The sequence below is a fragment of the Streptomyces sp. NPDC037271 genome (assembly GCF_055603605.1).
Genome location: NZ_JBVJVN010000002.1, coordinates 183,778 through 199,564 on the forward strand (window position 1 = coordinate 183,778; position 15,787 = coordinate 199,564).

A 15,787-nucleotide genomic window follows, 5' to 3' on the forward strand; every position below is an offset into this window, starting at 1 on the left:
CACGGATCACGGACGGTACGCGCGCCGGTTCGGGCCGGTGCACGTCGACTTCGGGACGCGCGGGCGCACGCCAAGGCGCCGTACCGCCGGTTCCGGGACGTGATCCGCGCGCAACGCGGATCAGGGATCAGGGATCCGGAACCACGGATCACGGACGGTACGCGCGCCGGTTCGGGCCGGTGCACGTCGACTTCGGGACGCGCGGGCGCACGCCAAGGCGCCGTACCGCCGGTTCCGGGGCGTGATCCGCGCGCAACGGTGAGTACCGGCCGGGCGGGCGGGGAGCACCGGCGGGGCGGGCGCGTGAGCATCGGCCGGGCAAGCGCGTCCGCACCGGCCGGGCAAGCGCGTCGGCACCGGTCGGATAAAAGGTCTCGGCGCTGTCGGCGGGGAGTCGTACGCTGGAGGAAGCAGACCACACCCGTCACGCGGCGCACGCCGCAGAGGAGGATGTGCAGGCCTCGAGCGCCGGCCCATGACTCAGACACCCTCAGCTCACACCCCCGCGCAGGGACAGGCGAGAGCACAGTTCACCGTCCCCGCCCAGCACCCCATGGTGACCGTGCTGGGATCAGGCGACTCCCTGTTGCGCGTGATCGAGAAGGCCTTCCCGGCGGCCGACATCCACGTCCGGGGAAACGAGATCAGCGCGGCCGGCGACAACCATGACGTCGCCCTCATACAGCGCGTGTTCGACGAGATGATGCTGGTGCTCCGCACCGGACAGCCGATGACGGAGGACGCAGTGGAACGCTCGATCGCCATGCTCAAGGCGAGCGAGAACGGGGAGAGCGACGGCCAGGAGACCCCGGCCGAGGTGCTCACGCAGAACATCCTGTCCTCGCGCGGCCGCACGATCCGCCCCAAGACGCTGAACCAGAAGCGGTACGTCGACGCGATCGACAAGCACACCATCGTCTTCGGCATCGGCCCCGCGGGCACCGGCAAGACCTACCTGGCGATGGCCAAGGCGGTGCAGGCCCTGCAGTCCAAGCAGGTCAACCGCATCATCCTGACCCGCCCGGCGGTCGAGGCCGGCGAGCGGCTCGGCTTCCTGCCGGGCACGCTCTACGAGAAGATCGACCCGTACCTGCGCCCGCTGTACGACGCGCTGCACGACATGCTCGACCCGGACTCGATCCCGCGGCTGATGGCGGCGGGGACGATCGAGGTGGCGCCGCTGGCGTACATGCGCGGCCGCACGCTGAACGACGCCTTCATCATCCTGGACGAGGCGCAGAACACCAGCCCCGAGCAGATGAAGATGTTCCTGACCCGCCTCGGCTTCGACTCGAAGATCGTGATCACGGGTGACGTGACGCAGGTCGACCTGCCCGGCGGCACGAAGTCCGGCCTGCGGCAGGTGCAGGACATCCTGGAGGGCGTCGACGACGTCCACTTCTCCCGGCTGTCGTCGCAGGACGTCGTCCGGCACAAGCTGGTGGGCCGTATCGTCGACGCGTACGAGCAGTACGACAGCAGGAACGGCACCGAGAACGGTGGTCACAAGGGCCACGGCAAACACGGTGCCAAGGCCAAGGGGAAGTAGACCAGCACGACCATGTCGATCGACGTCAACAACGAGTCCGGAACCGAGGTCGACGAGCAGGCGATCCTCGACATCGCCCGCTACGCGCTCGCGCGGATGCGCATCCACCCGCTCTCCGAGCTCTCGGTGATCGTCGTGGACGCCGACGCCATGGAGCAGCTCCACATCCAGTGGATGGACCTGCCGGGTCCGACGGACGTCATGTCCTTCCCGATGGACGAGCTGCGTCCGCCGGCGAAGGACGAGGACGAGCCGCCGCAGGGACTGCTCGGCGACATCGTGCTCTGCCCGGAGGTCGCCGCCAGGCAGGGCACCGAGGCACCGACGCGGCACTCCATGGACGAGGAGCTCCAGTTGCTCACCGTCCACGGGGTGCTGCACCTGCTCGGTTACGACCACGAGGAGCCGGACGAGAAGGCCGAGATGTTCGGTCTGCAGGCCGCCATCGTGGACGGCTGGCGTGCGGAGAAGGGCCTGACCGGCCCGTCCCCGGCCCCGACCGTCTCATGAGCCTCCCGCTCATCGCCGGCGCGGTCGCCCTGGTGGTGATCGCCTGGCTCGCCGCGTGCGCGGAGGCGGGGCTCGCGAGGGTCTCCAGCTTCCGCGCCGAGGAGGCCGTACGGTCCGGGCGGCGCGGCGCCGGGAAGCTCGCCAAGGTCGCCGCCGACCCGACGCGCTACCTCAACGTGGCGCTGCTGGTCCGCGTCGCCTGCGAGATGGCGGCCGCCGCGCTGGTCACGTACGCCTGTCTGAAGCAGTTCGACGGCACCGGCGAGGCGCTGGTGATCGCCATCGCGGTGATGGTGCTGCTGTCGTACGTGGCCGTCGGGGTCTCCCCGCGCACCATCGGACGCCAGCACCCGCTGAACACCGCGACCGCGGCGGCGTACGTCCTGGTGCCGCTGGACCGGATCATGGGCCCGATCCCGTCGCTGCTCATCCTCATCGGCAACGCCCTCACCCCCGGCAAGGGCTTCCGCCGCGGCCCGTTCGCCTCCGAGGCGGAGCTGCGCGCGCTGGTCGACTACGCCGAGAAGGAGTCCCTGATCGAGGCCGAGGAGCGCCGTATGGTGCACTCGGTGTTCGAACTGGGCGACACGCTCGTGAGGGAGGTCATGGTCCCGCGGACCGACCTCGTCGTCATCGAGCGCTACAAGACCATCCGGCAGGCGCTCACCCTCGCCCTGCGCTCCGGTTTCTCGCGGATACCGGTCACCGGTGACAGCGAGGACGACATCGTCGGCATCGTGTACCTGAAGGACCTGGTCCGCCGGACGCACATCAGCCGGGAGGCGGAGAGCGACCTCCTCTCCACGGCCATGCGGCCGGCGTTCTTCGTGCCCGACACCAAGAACGCCGGCGACCTGCTGCGCGAGATGCAGAAGGAGCGCAACCACGTCGCCGTCGTCATCGACGAGTACGGCGGCACCGCGGGCATCGTCACCATCGAGGACATCCTGGAGGAGATCGTCGGCGAGATCACCGACGAGTACGACCGGGAGCTCCCGCCGGTCGAGGAGCTGGGCGAGGACCGCTTCCGGGTCACCGCCCGCCTCGACATCGGCGACCTGGGTGAGCTGTACGGCCTGGAGGAGTTCGACGACGAGGACGTGGAGACGGTGGGCGGTCTGCTGGCGAAGGCACTCGGCCGGGTACCGATCGCCGGTGCCTCGTCGATCGTGGAACTGCCCGACGCCCGCGAACTGCGGCTGACGGCGGAAGCCGCGGCGGGCCGCCGGAACAAGATCGTGACGGTGCTGGTGGAGCCGGTGGGCACGGTGGAACCGGCGAAGGAGGCCGTGCCGGAATGACCCCCGGGCAGCTGCGCGACTTCTGCCTGTCCTTCAACGCCGCCGTGGAGGACTTCCCCTTCGGTCCGGAGATCTCGGTCTTCAAGGTGCTGGGCAAGATGTTCGCGCTGTCCTTCCTGGACGGGCGCCCGCTCACCGTCAATCTCAAGTGCGACCCGGACGACGCGATCCGGCTGCGCGCCGGCCACCCGGGACTGGTCGTCCCCGGCTGGCACATGAACAAGCGGCACTGGAACACGGTGACCGTGGACGGCGGGCTCCCGGACCGTGTCGTGCGGGAGCTGGTCGAGGACTCCTACGACCTGGTGGTCGCCGGACTGCCGCGCGCGGAACGGCTCCGGCTCGACCGGCCGTGACGGAGGCGCCGGACCGGGAACGGGCGTCGTGCGCGGTGCCGGACGAGGGCCCCCGTGGCGGTGTCTCCCCGGCCCGGGGCGGGACCCCGTGGCGGTACGAGGGGCCGGCGGCTACGTATGCTCGGCCCATGACCGACACCAGCGCGCTCGACCCCGAGGACCGCAAGATCGTCACCCTGGCCCGTTCCGCGCGGGCCCGCAACGGCGTGCCCGAGGGGGCCGCCGTACGCGACGAGACCGGCCGTACCTACGTCGCCGGGACCGTCGACCTGGACTCCCTGAAGCTGAGCGCCCTGCGGACGGCGGTGGCGATGGCGGTGGCGTCCGGCGCGAAGTCACTGGAGGCGGCGGCCGTGGTGACGGAGGCGGAGTCGGCGTCGGAGGAGGACCTGGCGGCGGTACGGGACCTGGGTGGTTCCGGTACGCCGGTGCTGGTGGCCTCGCCCGACGGGACGGTGCGTGACACGGTGACCGCGGGCTGACCAAGGCCGTACGCCTGCTTCTCGCGCCCGACGGACTGACCCGCTTTCCGGAGCGGGTCACTCCGCGGTGACGGGGTCAGTCCGCGGTGCGGTGGTCAGTCGCGGTGTCAGGGTCAGTCCGCGGTGTCGGGGGCGGTCCCGGACTCCGGCGTGACGAATCGAGAGACGAAGCGTAGACGCCGGCTCCCCGGCGCCCTGCCTCGGGGCGACCGCGGAGGTGGTACGGCGCGGCTCCGGGGATCAGGGACAATGGGCGCCATGAGCGTTCGTACCCAGTCATCCGAAGAGTCGGCCGAAGCTGTCCACAGGGCCGGTTTCGCCTGCTTCGTGGGCCGCCCCAACGCGGGCAAGTCCACCCTCACGAACGCTCTGGTCGGGCAGAAGGTGGCGATCACCTCGAACCGTCCGCAGACGACCCGGCACACCGTGCGGGGCATCGTGCACCGCCCGGAGGCGCAGCTCATCCTGGTGGACACCCCGGGGCTGCACAAGCCGCGCACGCTGCTGGGCGAGCGGCTCAACGACGTCGTGCGGACGACGTGGGCCGAGGTGGACGTCATCGGTTTCTGCCTGCCGGCGAACGAGAAGCTGGGCCCCGGTGACCGCTTCATCGCCAAGGAACTGGCCGGGATCAAGAAGACCCCGAAGGTCGCGATCGTCACCAAGACCGACCTGGTGGACTCCAAGACCCTGGCGGAGCAGCTGATCGCGATCGACCAGCTCGGCCAGGAGCTGGGGATCACCTGGGCGGAGATCGTCCCCGTGTCGGCCACCGGCAACCAGCAGGTGGACCTGCTCGCGGACCTGCTGACCCCGCTGCTGCCCGAGGGTCCCGCGCTCTACCCCGAGGGCGACCTGACCGACGAGCCCGAGCAGGTGATGGTCGCCGAGCTGATCCGGGAGGCCGCGCTGGAGGGCGTACGGGACGAGCTGCCGCACTCCATCGCGGTGGTCGTGGAGGAGATGCTCCCGCGCGAGGACCGCCCCGCCGACAAGCCGCTCCTGGACATCCACGCCAACGTGTTCATCGAGCGCCCCAGTCAGAAGGGCATCATCATCGGCCCCAAGGGCAAGCGCCTGAAGGACGTCGGCATCAAGTCCCGCAAGCAGATCGAGGCGCTGCTCGGGACCCCGGTCTTCCTGGACCTGCACGTGAAGGTCGCCAAGGACTGGCAGCGCGACCCGAAGCAGCTGCGGCGGCTCGGGTTCTGACCCGCCCCGGCGGCCCGGCCGCACGGACGGACACCCGGGGCCCCGCCCGGCCGCACGGACGGACACCCGGGGCCCCGCCCGGCACGCCTGCCACGCGGCGGCAGCCGCACACCGACACAGCCTGGACCTGCACGTGAAGGCCGCCAAGGACCGGCCGCGCGACCCGGAGCAACTTCGGCGGCTCGGCTTCTGACCCGGCCCGGCAGCCCGGCCGCACGGACGGACACCCGGGGCCCCGCCCGGCCGCACGGACGGACACCCGGGGCCCCGCCCGGCCGCACGGACGGACACCCGGGGCCCCGCCCCGCACGCCTGCCACGCGGCGGCAGCCGCACACCGACACAGCCTGGACCTGCACGTGAAGGCCGCCAAGGACCGGCCGCGCGACCCGGACCAACTTCGGCGGCTCGGCTTCTGACCCGGCCCGGCAGCCCGGCCGGCCGAAGTGCTCGGCTTCTGAGGGCCGCCCGCGGCCCGGCCGGTCAGGCCGGCGGGCGGAAGCCGATGGTCGGGACCGCGCGGCGCAGGGGCCACGAGCCGGGCAGGTCGTCCGGGACCAGGTCGGCCAGGAACGCGTAGCGGCTGAGGGCCGTCGGGTCCTGGCTCTCGACCGACTGGACCTTGCGCCACCAGGTCGCGATCTCGCACCAGCCGGGCGCGGACAGGGAACCGCCGAACTCCTGGACCGAGAGGGCCGCGGTCAGACCGGCGAAGGCGAGGCGGTCGGCCAGCGGCCAGCCGGCCAGGGTGCCGGTGACGAAACCGGCGACGAAGACGTCCCCGGCGCCGGTCGGGTCCAGGGCCTCCACCTCGATGGCCGGGACCTCGGCGCTCTCCCCCGTACGCCGGTCCACCGCGTACGCGCCGTCCGCGCCGAGGGTGACCACGGCGAGCGGCACATGCTCGGTCAGGGCGTGCGCGGCGGCACGGGGGCAGCCGGCGCCCGTGTAGCGCATCGCCTCGGCCGCGTTCGGCAGGAAGGCCTCGCAGTGCGCGAGGTCGGGCAGCCCCGCCAGGTCCCAGGCGCCGGTGTCGTCCCAGCCGACGTCGGCGAAGACACGGGTGCCCCGCGCGGCGGCCTGGGCGATCCAGGGGGCGCGGACGCCGGGCGTGAGGGAGGCGACGGCGGCGCGGGCGCGGGGCGGGCAGGTGGGGGACGGTTCCTCCGGCGGCGGTTCGTGGCCGTGGGAGACCATCGTGCGCTCCCCCTCGTACGCCATCGAGACGGTCACCGGCGAGTGCCAGCCGGGCACGGTGCGCGAAGGGGTCAGGTCGATGCCCTCGCCCTGTGCGAGGGCGTCCCAGCAGTAGTCGCCGTAGTGGTCGTCGCCGAAGGCGGCCGCCAGCGAGGTGCGCAGGCCCAGGCGGGCCAGCGCCGTCGCCATGTTCGCCACGCCTCCCGGGCTCGACCCCATCCCGCGCGCCCAGGACTCGGTCCCGCGCACCGGGGCGGAGTCGAGCCCGGTGAAGACGACGTCGAGGAAGACGGTGCCGGTCAGGTACACGTCCCAGGGCGGGTCCTGCGGGGTGCGCAGGGCGGCGAGGGGATCGACGTGGGGATGGTGGAGCGACGTCTCGTCCGGGACGTGGCGGTGTGTTCTCTCGTCGGCGGGCATGACGGGCATGGCCGGCACGCCGGAGTCGGTGGACGCGGCGGAGGCGGTGGACGCCGGCGCGGTGGACGCGGTGGACGCCGGCGCGGTGGACGCGGTGGAGGCTGGCACGGTGCGCTCCCTGGCATGGTGCGGACCCCGCCAGTGTGCACCACGCCGCCGACCGTGCGACGGCGTTCGCACCGGGGGTGCCAGGCGGCGGATCGTCGCGGGGACGCGGGAGATCAGGGCCGAGAGGGAGGCCGTGATTCCGGCCGGGGACGGGCCGGTTCACTGGAAGTGGCGACCCCGGCTACCCAGGACGGAAACCAACAAACACATATGTGATGTAGATCACATCTTCTCGTCTGTTTCGCGGCTCCCCGCGCTTGATACAAATTGCCCGCGCGTTCCGTTCGTCGACGGTCGTCGCCCCCTCCCCTCCCCACCCTCCTTCCGCATGCCCTGGGAACGCCCGTGTTCGCCCCCCGCACCGCACCCTGGCCCCTCGTCGCCCTTTTCACGGCCGGGTACCTTCCTCCGTATCTGCTGCCCACCACCGTCGGCAGACTCGACACCGGCCTCGCGCTGACCACCACACAGGCGGGTGCCGTCGGCAGTGCGCTCCTGCTGAGTTCGGCGACCGCGGGCCTGCTGCTCGCCTCCCGGGTGCAGCGGATCGGCGCCCGCACGCTGGCCCGGTTCGGCCTCGTCCTGGCCGCCCTCGGCTACGGCGCCGCCTCGCTGACCACCGCCGTGCCCGCCGTCGTCGCCGGCGCGGTCCTGGGCGGCTTCGGCTCCGGTACGGCCACCACGGTCGCCGCCACCCGGATCGCCGCCGAGCAGGATCCGCACCGCGCCTCCACGCTGGGGCTGCTGAGCGTGTCCGCGCTGGCCGGCGCGGTGTACCTGACGGTGCCGCAGCTCGGCCGGGCGCACGGACTGCCGCTGGCCGCGATCGCCCTGACCGCTCTCGCGGCATGGCCGCTGACCGGCCGGCTGCCGGGCGGGACCGCCACGTCACCGGCCGCGCCCGGCACCGGCACCGGCACCACCGCCCCGCTCCCCCGCCGCCGCTCCGGGCTGGTCCTCGCCGCCACCGTGCTGTGCTGGTCCCTCGCGCAGAACTCCCTGTGGGGCGTCAGCGGCCGGATCGGGCTGACGCAGGCGCAGCTGGGCGACGCCGCCCTCGGGGTCGTCCTCGCCGCCGCGCTGGGCGCGGGACTCGTGGGCGTGCTGGTGGCGGGTGCGCTCGGGCCGCGGCTGGGGCGTGCGATGCCCATCGGGGCCGGGACCGTGGTCATCGCCGGCTGCATCGTCCTGACCGCGTCCGCGACCACCCCCACCGCCTTCGCGGCCGGGGAGATCGCCTGGAACACGCTGTACCCGGTGGTCCTGTCGTACCTGATCGGCCTCGCCGCCTCGCTCGACCCGCGCGGCCGCTGGGCGGTGCTCGTCGGGTCGGCGTCCTCGCTGGGCACGGCGGCCGGGCCGCTGACCGGCACCGCGCTGTCGGCGCAGGCCGGGTATCCGGTCATGGGCCTGGTCCTCGGCGCCGGTCTGCTGCTGGTCGCCGCGCCGATGACCGCCGTCGCCCTGCACACCGGCGGGCGTCCGCTGCTGCCCGGCGCGATCCGCCGCCGCGGTGGCGCCCCGGCCGCCCTGGTCGCCGCCGCCACCGGCACGCCCAGCGGTGCCGTACCCGAGGTCGGTGCCGCGGAGCAGCCGGTCGTGGAGATCCCCGTGGACGCGCAGGCAGTCCCCCTCCGGCGCGCCTACGGCACGGCGGGACCCCGGCAGGCGGCGGCCGCACCGGGGTCCGGGACGGGCTGAGTCAGGCGGAGGAGGGCCGCGTCACGCGGACGGGAACTCGTACGCCTCCACCTCGGCGAGGTACCGCGCCCGCAGTTCCTCGTCGTCCTCCAGGAAGGAGGCGAGGAAGGAGTTGCGGGCCAGCCCCCGCAGCCGCTCCTCGGTGAGGCCGAGGGCCTGGCGTACGGCGTCGAAGTTGTCGCCCGCGTAGCCGCCGAAGTAGGCCGGGTCGTCGGAGTTGACCGTGCACATGAGGCCCGCGTCGAGCATCGCGGGCAGCGGGTGGCCGGCGAGGGTGTCGACCGTGCGCAGCCGGACGTTGGACAGCGGGCAGAGGGTCAGCGGGACGCGCTCGCGCACCAGCCGCTCGACCAGTGCCGGGTCCTCCACCGAGCGCAGGCCGTGGTCGATCCGCTCGACGCCGAGGACGTCCAGGGCCTCGACGACGTACTCCGGCGGCCCCTCCTCGCCCGCGTGCGCGACCCTGCGCAGGCCGAGGGCGGCGGCGGCCTCGTACACCTCGCGGAACTTGACCGGCGGGTGGCCGACCTCGGCGGAGTCCAGGCCGACACCGGTGATGCGGTCGAGGTACGGCTTGGCCGCCTCGAGGGTCTCCAGCGCCGATTCGGCGGACTCGTCGCGCAGGAAGCACATGATCAGCCGGGTGGAGACGCCGTGGTTCTCCCGGCTGCGGCCGAGCGCCCGCCACAGCCCCTCCACGACCGTGCCCATCTCCACGCCCCGGGCGAGGTGCGCCTGCGGGTCGAAGAAGATCTCGGCGTGCCGCACGCCCTGCGCGGCGGCGCGGGCGAGGTAGGCGTTCGCGAGGTTCTCGAAGTCCCGCTCGGTGCGCAGGACGGCCATGAGCTCGTAGTACAGGTTCAGGAAGGACTGGAGGTCCTCGAACCGGTACGCCTCGCGCAGCGCGTCCGTGTCCGCGTAAGGCAGGGACACACTGTTGCGGGCGGCCAGCTCGAAGGCCAGCTCGGGCTCCAGGGTGCCTTCGATGTGGAGGTGCAGTTCAGCTTTGGGCAAAGACATCAGAGAATCGTACGACCGGTTTACCGCCGTTTCGGAACCGGGACTCTCAGTAGGTCGTGCGCCACGGTCAGCTCACCCTCGTAGCCGGCCGCCCGTGCCTGCCGCTCGAACTCCTCCGGATCCGAGTAGCGCTGGCTGAAGTGGGTGAGGACCAGGTGCCGTACGCCCGCGTCCCGGGCGACCCGCGCGGCCTGGCCGGCGGTGAGGTGGCCGTGGTCGGTGGCGAGGGTCTCGTCCTCGTCGAGGAAGGTGGACTCGATGACCAGCAGGTCGCAGCCCTCGGCGAGCGCGTGCACGCCCTCGCACAGCCGGGTGTCCATGACGAACGCGAACCGCTGGCCGCGGCGGATCTCGCTGACGTCGTCGAGCGGGACTCCGTTCAGCGAGCCGTCGCGCTGGATGCGGCCCACGTCGGGGCCCTTGATGCCGTGCGCGGCCAGGCGTTCGGGCAGCATGCGGCGGCCGTCGAGCTCGGTGAGGCGGTAGCCGTACGACTCGACGGGGTGGGAGAGCCTGCGGGCGTCGAGCGTGTAGGCGGGGGTGACGGCCAGGACGCCGTCGGTGTCGGCCGGTGCTTCGGTGAGGGCGACCGTCTCGCGGTAGGCGGTGGCGTACCTCAGGCGGTCGAAGAAGCGCTGCCCGGAGCGCGGGTAGTGGGCGGTGACCTCGTGCGGCACCTGGTCGAGGTTGATGCGCTGGATGACGCCGGCGAGCCCGAGGCTGTGGTCGCCGTGGAAGTGCGTGACGCAGATCCGGTTCAGGTCGTGGGCGGCGACCCCGGCGCGCAGCATCTGGCGCTGCGTGCCCTCGCCGGGGTCGAACAGGATGCCCTCGCCGTCCCAGCGCAGCAGGTAGCCGTTGTGGTTGCGGTGCCGGGTCGGGACCTGGCTGGCGGTGCCGAGGACGACGAGTTCACGTACGGACATCGTGGCTCGTCCCGTTATCCGGGGGGCCACTCGAGGCCGCGGCCGCCGAGGACGTGGGCGTGGGTGTGCCAGACGGTCTGGCCGGCGCCGCTGCCGGTGTTGAAGATGGTGCGGTAGCTGTCGAGCTTCTCCTGGTCCGCGACCGCCCGGGTCTCACGCAGGACGTCCGCGGCGACCTCCGGGGCGCCGGCGGCGAGGGCGGCGGCGTCCCGGTAGTGGGCCTTCGGGATCACCAGGACGTGGGTGGGGGCCTGGGGGTTTATGTCCCGGAAAGCGACGGTCGTCTCGGTCTCGCGGACGATCGTCGCGGGGATGTGGCCTGCGACGATCTTGCAGAACAGGCAGTCGTCCTGTGGCTCGCCGGACATGGTCCGCTCCTTACGGTGGTGATCTTCTGGGGGCATCGTAGCGAGCGCCGGTGCGCGGGGCGCCACGCGCCGGGGCGTACGCGGGGTGGGGCCTACGCGGGGTGGGTGTGCTGCCCGCGCCGGCGGGGCGGACGCCGGGTGGACGTGCCATCCGCACCGACGCGGCGGACGCCGGGTGGACGTGCCATCCGCACCGACGCGGCGGACGCCGGGTGGACGTGCTGCCCGCGCCGGCTCCCCGGGTGCCCGGGACGGCGGCCCGCGCCGGCGGGGTGCCGCCGCGCCCGCCCGAGCCGCCCCGCGGCACGAGTGGGCGCGGCCGCGCGGCTAGGGCAGGCCCGGTGGCGTCTTGGCAGGGGTTTCCTCCAGTGCCGCCAGCGCGAGCCGGATCGCCTCGTCCAGTTGCGGGTCGCGGCCCGCCGCGTGGTCCTGGGGGCGCTGCGGGACCTCCACGTCCGGCTCGACGCCGTGGTTCTCCACGCCCCAGCCGTAACCCTCCATCCAGAACGCGTACTTGGGCTGGGTGATCAGCGTGCCGTCGACCAGGCGGTAACGGCTGTCGATGCCGATGACGCCGCCCCAGGTGCGGGTGCCGACGACCGGGCCGATGCCGAGCGCCTTGATCGCGGCGTTGACGATGTCGCCGTCGGAGCCGGAGAACTCGTTGGCGACGGCGACGACCGGGCCGCGGGGCGCGTCCAGCGGGTAGCTGGCGGGCCGCATGCCGCGCGGCAGGTCCCAGCCGACGATGCGCCGGGCGAGTTTCTCGACGACCAGCTGGGAGGTGTGCCCGCCGCGGTTCTCCCGGACGTCGACGACCAGGCCCTCGCGGGCCACCTCGATCCGCAGGTCGCGGTGGATCTGGGCCCAGCCGGGGGCCTGCATGTCGGGGACGTGGAGGTAACCGAGCCGTCCGCCGGACTTCTCGTGGACGTAGGCGCGGCGGTCGGCGACCCAGGCGTGGTAGCGCAGGGGCTCCTCGTCGGCGAGGGGGACGACGACGGCGTGCCGGAGTGCACCGCCGCCGGACGGGGCGATGGTCAGCTCGACCGGCTTGCCGGCGGTGCCGACCAGCAGCGGGCCGGGCCCGGTGACGGGATCGACGCCCTGCCCGGCGACCGCGACGATCGCGTCCCCGGCGCGCACGGCGACACCGGGCGCGGCGAGCGGGGAGCGGGCGTCGGGGTCAGAGGTCTCCGAGGGCAGGACGCGGTCGATGCGCCAGGTGCCGTCCTCGTGGCGGGAGAGGTCGGCGCCGAGCAGGCCCTGCCGGGCGCCGCCGCCGTGGCCGCCGCGCGGGACGACGTAGGCGTGCGAGGTGCCGAGTTCGCCGTGCACCTCCCAGAGGAGGTCGACCAGGTCGTCGTGGGTGGCGAGGCGGTCGAGGACGGGGCGGTAGCGGTCGAGGACGGCGTCCCAGTCGACGCCGTTCATGTCGGGCCGCCAGAAGTGGTCCCGCATGACGCGGCCCGTCTCGTCGAACATCTGGCGCCACTCGGCGGCCGGGTCGACGGTCTGCCGTACGCGGCTCAGGTCGACGGTGATGTTGGTGTCGCTGTCCTCGTCGGCGGAGGCCCGCCGGTCGCTGGGGACGACCTTGAGGCGTCCGTCGGCCCACAGCAGCACCCGCTTGCCGTCGCCGCTGACCTCGAAGTGGTCGGCGTCGCCGGCGAGGTGCTCGACGCGCTGCTGGGCGAGGTCGTAGCGCTCCAGCTCGGTGTGCGGGTCGGCGTCCTCCGGGGTGGCGCGGGAGGCGCCGAGGACGCCGGTGACCGGGTGGCGCAGCCACAGGACGCCGTCCTTGGCGGCACGCAGCCGGGAGTAGCGGGCGGCCTCCACCGGGAACGGCACGATGCGGTCGGCGAGGCCCTCGATGTCGATCCGGGTGGTCGGGGTGCCCTCGCTGTCGGGGGTCTCGTCCCGGTCCGGGGTCTCGAAGGGGCGTCCGTGGCGCTGCGGGCCGAAGGGCGAGGGGGTGGTCGCGGCCAGCGTGATCAGGTACGGGCGGGCGCCCTCGACGAAGGCCAGGTCGAAGACGTGCTCGTCGTAGACCGGGTCGAAGGAGCGGGTGGAGAGGAAGGCGAGGTGCTTGCCGTCCAGGGTGAAGGCCGGCGAGTAGTCCTTGAAGCGCAGCGGGGTCGCCTCGCTCACCGACAGGTCGGTGGTGCCCGCGAGCTTGAGCTGGCGCAGCGGGCTCGGGCCCGGGTGGGACCAGGCGAGCCAGGCGGAGTCGGGCGAGAAGACCAGTCCGGAGGCGTCGCCGTCCTCGCTGCGGTCGACCTCGCGGACCTCGCCGGTCTCGCGCTCGACGAGCAGGACGCGTCCGTCGTGCGAGGCGACGGCGGCGCGGCTGCCGTCCGGTGCCATGGCGAGGCCCAGGACGCGGCCGAGCTGTCCGGCGGCGAGGCGCCGCGCGGTGGCGCCGGGCGCCAGTCCGGTGGCGGGCGCGAACTCCAGGGCGTCGTCGCCCTCCGCGTCCGTCACCCACACCACCCATTCCTCGCCGTCGGCGCGGAAGGTGCGCGGCAGCCGGGTGCGTACGCCGGGCGTCGCCGCGAGCGCGCGGGCCGGGCCGGCGCGGTGGGTGACCCAGTGCACGCCGCCGCGTACGGCGACGGCGCTGCCGCGCGCCGTGTGGTCGGGTGACGCGGAGCCGAACCAGCGGGCGGCGTTCACCGGGTACGCCTGGAGGTCGACGCGGGCGCCGCCGAGCCGGATGTCGAGCCGGCGCGGCTCTGCGCCGTCCAGGTCGTCCAGCGTCCACAGTTCACCGGCGCTGGAGTAGACGACGCGGGTGCCGTCGGTCGCGGCGTGCCGGGCGTAGAAGCCCTCGAGGGGGGTGTGCCGGCGCAGGTCGGAGCCGTCGGCGAGGGAGGAGTAGAGGGCGCCGGTGCCCTCGTGGTCGGAGAGGAACGCGATCCGGTCGCCGACCCAGAGGGGGTACTCGATGTTGCCGTCGAGGTCGCTGTGCAGCCGTACGAACTCGCCGGCCTCCCCGTCGCCGTCCCCGTCGATCCACAGCTTGCCCGCCGTGCCGCCCCGGTAGCGCTTCCACCAGGCGGCCTCGCGGCCCATCGGCACGGACAGCAGCACGGTGCGCGGCCCGTACGCGACGTCGCCGACGGGCCCGTACGGCAGGGTGGCGGCGGGTCCGCCGTCGAGCGGGACGGCGCGGGCCCAGCTGCGGCGCAGGCTGGCCTGCCCGTGGGCGCTGAGGGCGAGGACCTGACCTTGCGGGGTCCAGCCGCGCACCTGGGTCTTCGGGCTGCCCCAGTGGGTGAGTCTCTTGCCGGGGCCGCCGTCGACGGGGGCGATGTGGACCTCGGGGGCGCCGTCACGGGTGGACGTCCAGGCGACCGTGGTGCCGTCGGGTGAGATACGCGGGTGGTTCACGGGCACGTTGTCGGCGCTGACCCGCCAGGCCCGGCCACCGTCGAGCGGGGCGAGCCACACGTCGTCCTCGGCGGTGAAGGCGACCAACTCGCCGTGCGGGTGCGGAAAACGGAGGTAGGCAGTCGCTGCGGGCTGTGTCACCCCTTCACCCTATGCAGGGGCGGGGTCCGCCGACAGAGGTTCGGATCACTTACCGGCCACGGCACGCGCGCCGTGGCCGCTACTTGCCCCGCACCGGCCGGCAGTGCGGGTCGTCCGGACACCAGATGGTCCGGGTGACGGTCACCGTGGGCCCGGGCTGCTGCGGGGAGGGCCGGTTCGCGGGCGGGGCGCTCGTGGCGTCGCAGTTGCCCAGCCCCTGGACGCGGAACAGCTCCTTGCCGTCCACCTCGCCGGTCAGCACGCCACGCACACAGGCGCCGTTGACGACCCGGGTCACCTCGCCGTCGACGGCGATGTCCTTCCCGTCGCCGGTCTCCCCCTCGCAGTCGACGGAGGCGACGGTGTCCTCGCCCGCCGAGGCGGTGGCGCCGTCGTCCCCGAAGGACGCGGTACAGGTGAGCCACCGCACGTCCGCCTTCCGCCGCTCCAGTTCGCGTGTCGCCGTCTGGTCGGTCGTGTACGCCACCGACGCGGAGCTGAGTCCGCCCGGTTCACACGCGGTGGCACCGCCGACGGCGACGATCACGCCGACGACGACCGGAGCCACCCGCCAAATCCGCCTCGATGCCCCCATGAAGGGCAGCCTGCCACCGGTGCGGTGCGGACGGTAGGGCGCATACGGCCACTCCTCACTACCGTGGGCGCATGCACAGCGGACGTCGGCGCAGAAGGCTCGTCGTGGACGAAACGACCGCCTACGTGTGGTCGGTGCGTCACCGTCACAGCCGCACGGGACCCTGCCAGGAGGTACTCAGCCTCTCCCGGGACGGGACGACGACCCGTCTGCTGTTCCCGGGCGGCGAGGGACGGTTCGTCCCCGACGGCTTCCTGCCCTCGGGCTGCGTGGCCATGGGGGACGCGTCGCTCAACCTGCACGAACCCGGTGTCGTACGGGGTTTCGTCGACGAGGCGGCGCGGTGCGGACTGCTCGGCCGGTCCGCGGACCTGGACGGCTGGGAACTGTTCCCGGCGGTCGCCGCGACCCGCGCCGGGGACGGCTGACGGCTGACGGCCCGCAACGCGGACGACTGCCCCGACCGTCGGGGCCGGCAGCCCGCACGGCGGACGGCTGACCCACCCGGC

Annotated in this window: 14 protein-coding genes; 8 read left to right on the plus strand and 6 right to left on the minus strand. The window is 73.4% G+C overall.

Going from position 1 to position 15,787, the window contains the following annotated elements; all coding sequences use genetic code 11:
* Positions 1-475: 475 nt before the first annotated feature.
* From ACZ7G3_RS05550 to era, 6 genes are all read left to right on the plus strand, one after another.
* Positions 476-1,549: a PhoH family protein gene (locus ACZ7G3_RS05550; protein ID WP_426598696.1), complete on the plus strand. Its 1,074-nt coding sequence runs from the start codon at positions 476-478 to the stop codon at positions 1,547-1,549.
* A 12-nt stretch (positions 1,550-1,561) separates the two neighbouring features.
* Positions 1,562-2,059, plus strand: coding sequence for an rRNA maturation RNase YbeY (ybeY, locus tag ACZ7G3_RS05555; RefSeq protein WP_426598695.1), 498 nt, complete (start codon positions 1,562-1,564; stop codon positions 2,057-2,059).
* Positions 2,056-3,360 carry a hemolysin family protein gene (locus ACZ7G3_RS05560; RefSeq protein WP_426598694.1) on the plus strand — a complete coding sequence of 435 codons (1,305 nt, stop codon included), beginning with the start codon at positions 2,056-2,058 and terminating at the stop codon, positions 3,358-3,360. Before ybeY ends, ACZ7G3_RS05560 begins: the two co-directional genes overlap by 4 nt.
* Positions 3,357-3,716, plus strand: coding sequence for an MmcQ/YjbR family DNA-binding protein (locus tag ACZ7G3_RS05565; protein WP_426598693.1), 360 nt, complete (start codon positions 3,357-3,359; stop codon positions 3,714-3,716). Before ACZ7G3_RS05560 ends, ACZ7G3_RS05565 begins: the two co-directional genes overlap by 4 nt.
* A gap of 128 nt (positions 3,717-3,844) precedes the next feature.
* Positions 3,845-4,198 (plus strand): cytidine deaminase, encoded by a 354-nt coding sequence (locus ACZ7G3_RS05570; RefSeq protein WP_470923398.1) that lies wholly within the window; start codon positions 3,845-3,847, stop codon positions 4,196-4,198.
* A gap of 258 nt (positions 4,199-4,456) precedes the next feature.
* Positions 4,457-5,410, plus strand: a complete 954-nt coding sequence (gene era / locus ACZ7G3_RS05575) for a GTPase Era (protein ID WP_345625763.1) — start codon at positions 4,457-4,459, stop codon at positions 5,408-5,410.
* A gap of 482 nt (positions 5,411-5,892) precedes the next feature.
* Here the strand turns inward: era and ACZ7G3_RS05580 are convergent, their stop codons facing one another.
* Positions 5,893-7,026, minus strand: coding sequence for a carbohydrate kinase family protein (locus ACZ7G3_RS05580; RefSeq protein ID WP_470923972.1), 1,134 nt, complete (start codon positions 7,024-7,026; stop codon positions 5,893-5,895).
* 453 nt (positions 7,027-7,479) lie between these two features.
* On the opposite strand from ACZ7G3_RS05580, the gene ACZ7G3_RS05585 reads away from it, so the two are divergent.
* Positions 7,480-8,835 (plus strand): MFS transporter, encoded by a 1,356-nt coding sequence (locus ACZ7G3_RS05585; protein WP_470923400.1) that lies wholly within the window; start codon positions 7,480-7,482, stop codon positions 8,833-8,835.
* Positions 8,836-8,856: 21 nt separating this feature from the next.
* On the opposite strand, the gene ACZ7G3_RS05590 is transcribed toward ACZ7G3_RS05585, so the two are convergent.
* The 5 genes from ACZ7G3_RS05590 to ACZ7G3_RS05610 all read right to left on the minus strand — a co-directional run bounded on the left by ACZ7G3_RS05590 (position 8,857) and on the right by ACZ7G3_RS05610 (position 15,278).
* Positions 8,857-9,855: an adenosine deaminase gene (locus ACZ7G3_RS05590; RefSeq protein WP_470923402.1), complete on the minus strand. Its 999-nt coding sequence runs from the start codon at positions 9,853-9,855 to the stop codon at positions 8,857-8,859.
* A 20-nt stretch (positions 9,856-9,875) separates the two neighbouring features.
* Positions 9,876-10,781 (minus strand): ribonuclease Z, encoded by a 906-nt coding sequence (locus ACZ7G3_RS05595; protein WP_470923404.1) that lies wholly within the window; start codon positions 10,779-10,781, stop codon positions 9,876-9,878.
* A 14-nt stretch (positions 10,782-10,795) separates the two neighbouring features.
* Entirely contained in the window at positions 10,796-11,149 is a 354-nt protein-coding gene (locus ACZ7G3_RS05600) for a histidine triad nucleotide-binding protein (protein WP_426519766.1), read from the minus strand.
* A 327-nt stretch (positions 11,150-11,476) separates the two neighbouring features.
* A complete protein-coding gene (locus ACZ7G3_RS05605; protein WP_470923406.1) occupies positions 11,477-14,683 on the minus strand; it encodes a S41 family peptidase in 3,207 nt (1,068 codons plus the stop codon).
* A gap of 79 nt (positions 14,684-14,762) precedes the next feature.
* Positions 14,763-15,278: a hypothetical protein gene (locus ACZ7G3_RS05610; protein ID WP_426598686.1), complete on the minus strand. Its 516-nt coding sequence runs from the start codon at positions 15,276-15,278 to the stop codon at positions 14,763-14,765.
* 71 nt (positions 15,279-15,349) lie between these two features.
* On the opposite strand from ACZ7G3_RS05610, the gene ACZ7G3_RS05615 reads away from it, so the two are divergent.
* Positions 15,350-15,706, plus strand: a complete 357-nt coding sequence (locus ACZ7G3_RS05615) for a hypothetical protein (protein ID WP_470923408.1) — start codon at positions 15,350-15,352, stop codon at positions 15,704-15,706.
* Positions 15,707-15,787 lie beyond the last annotated feature (81 nt).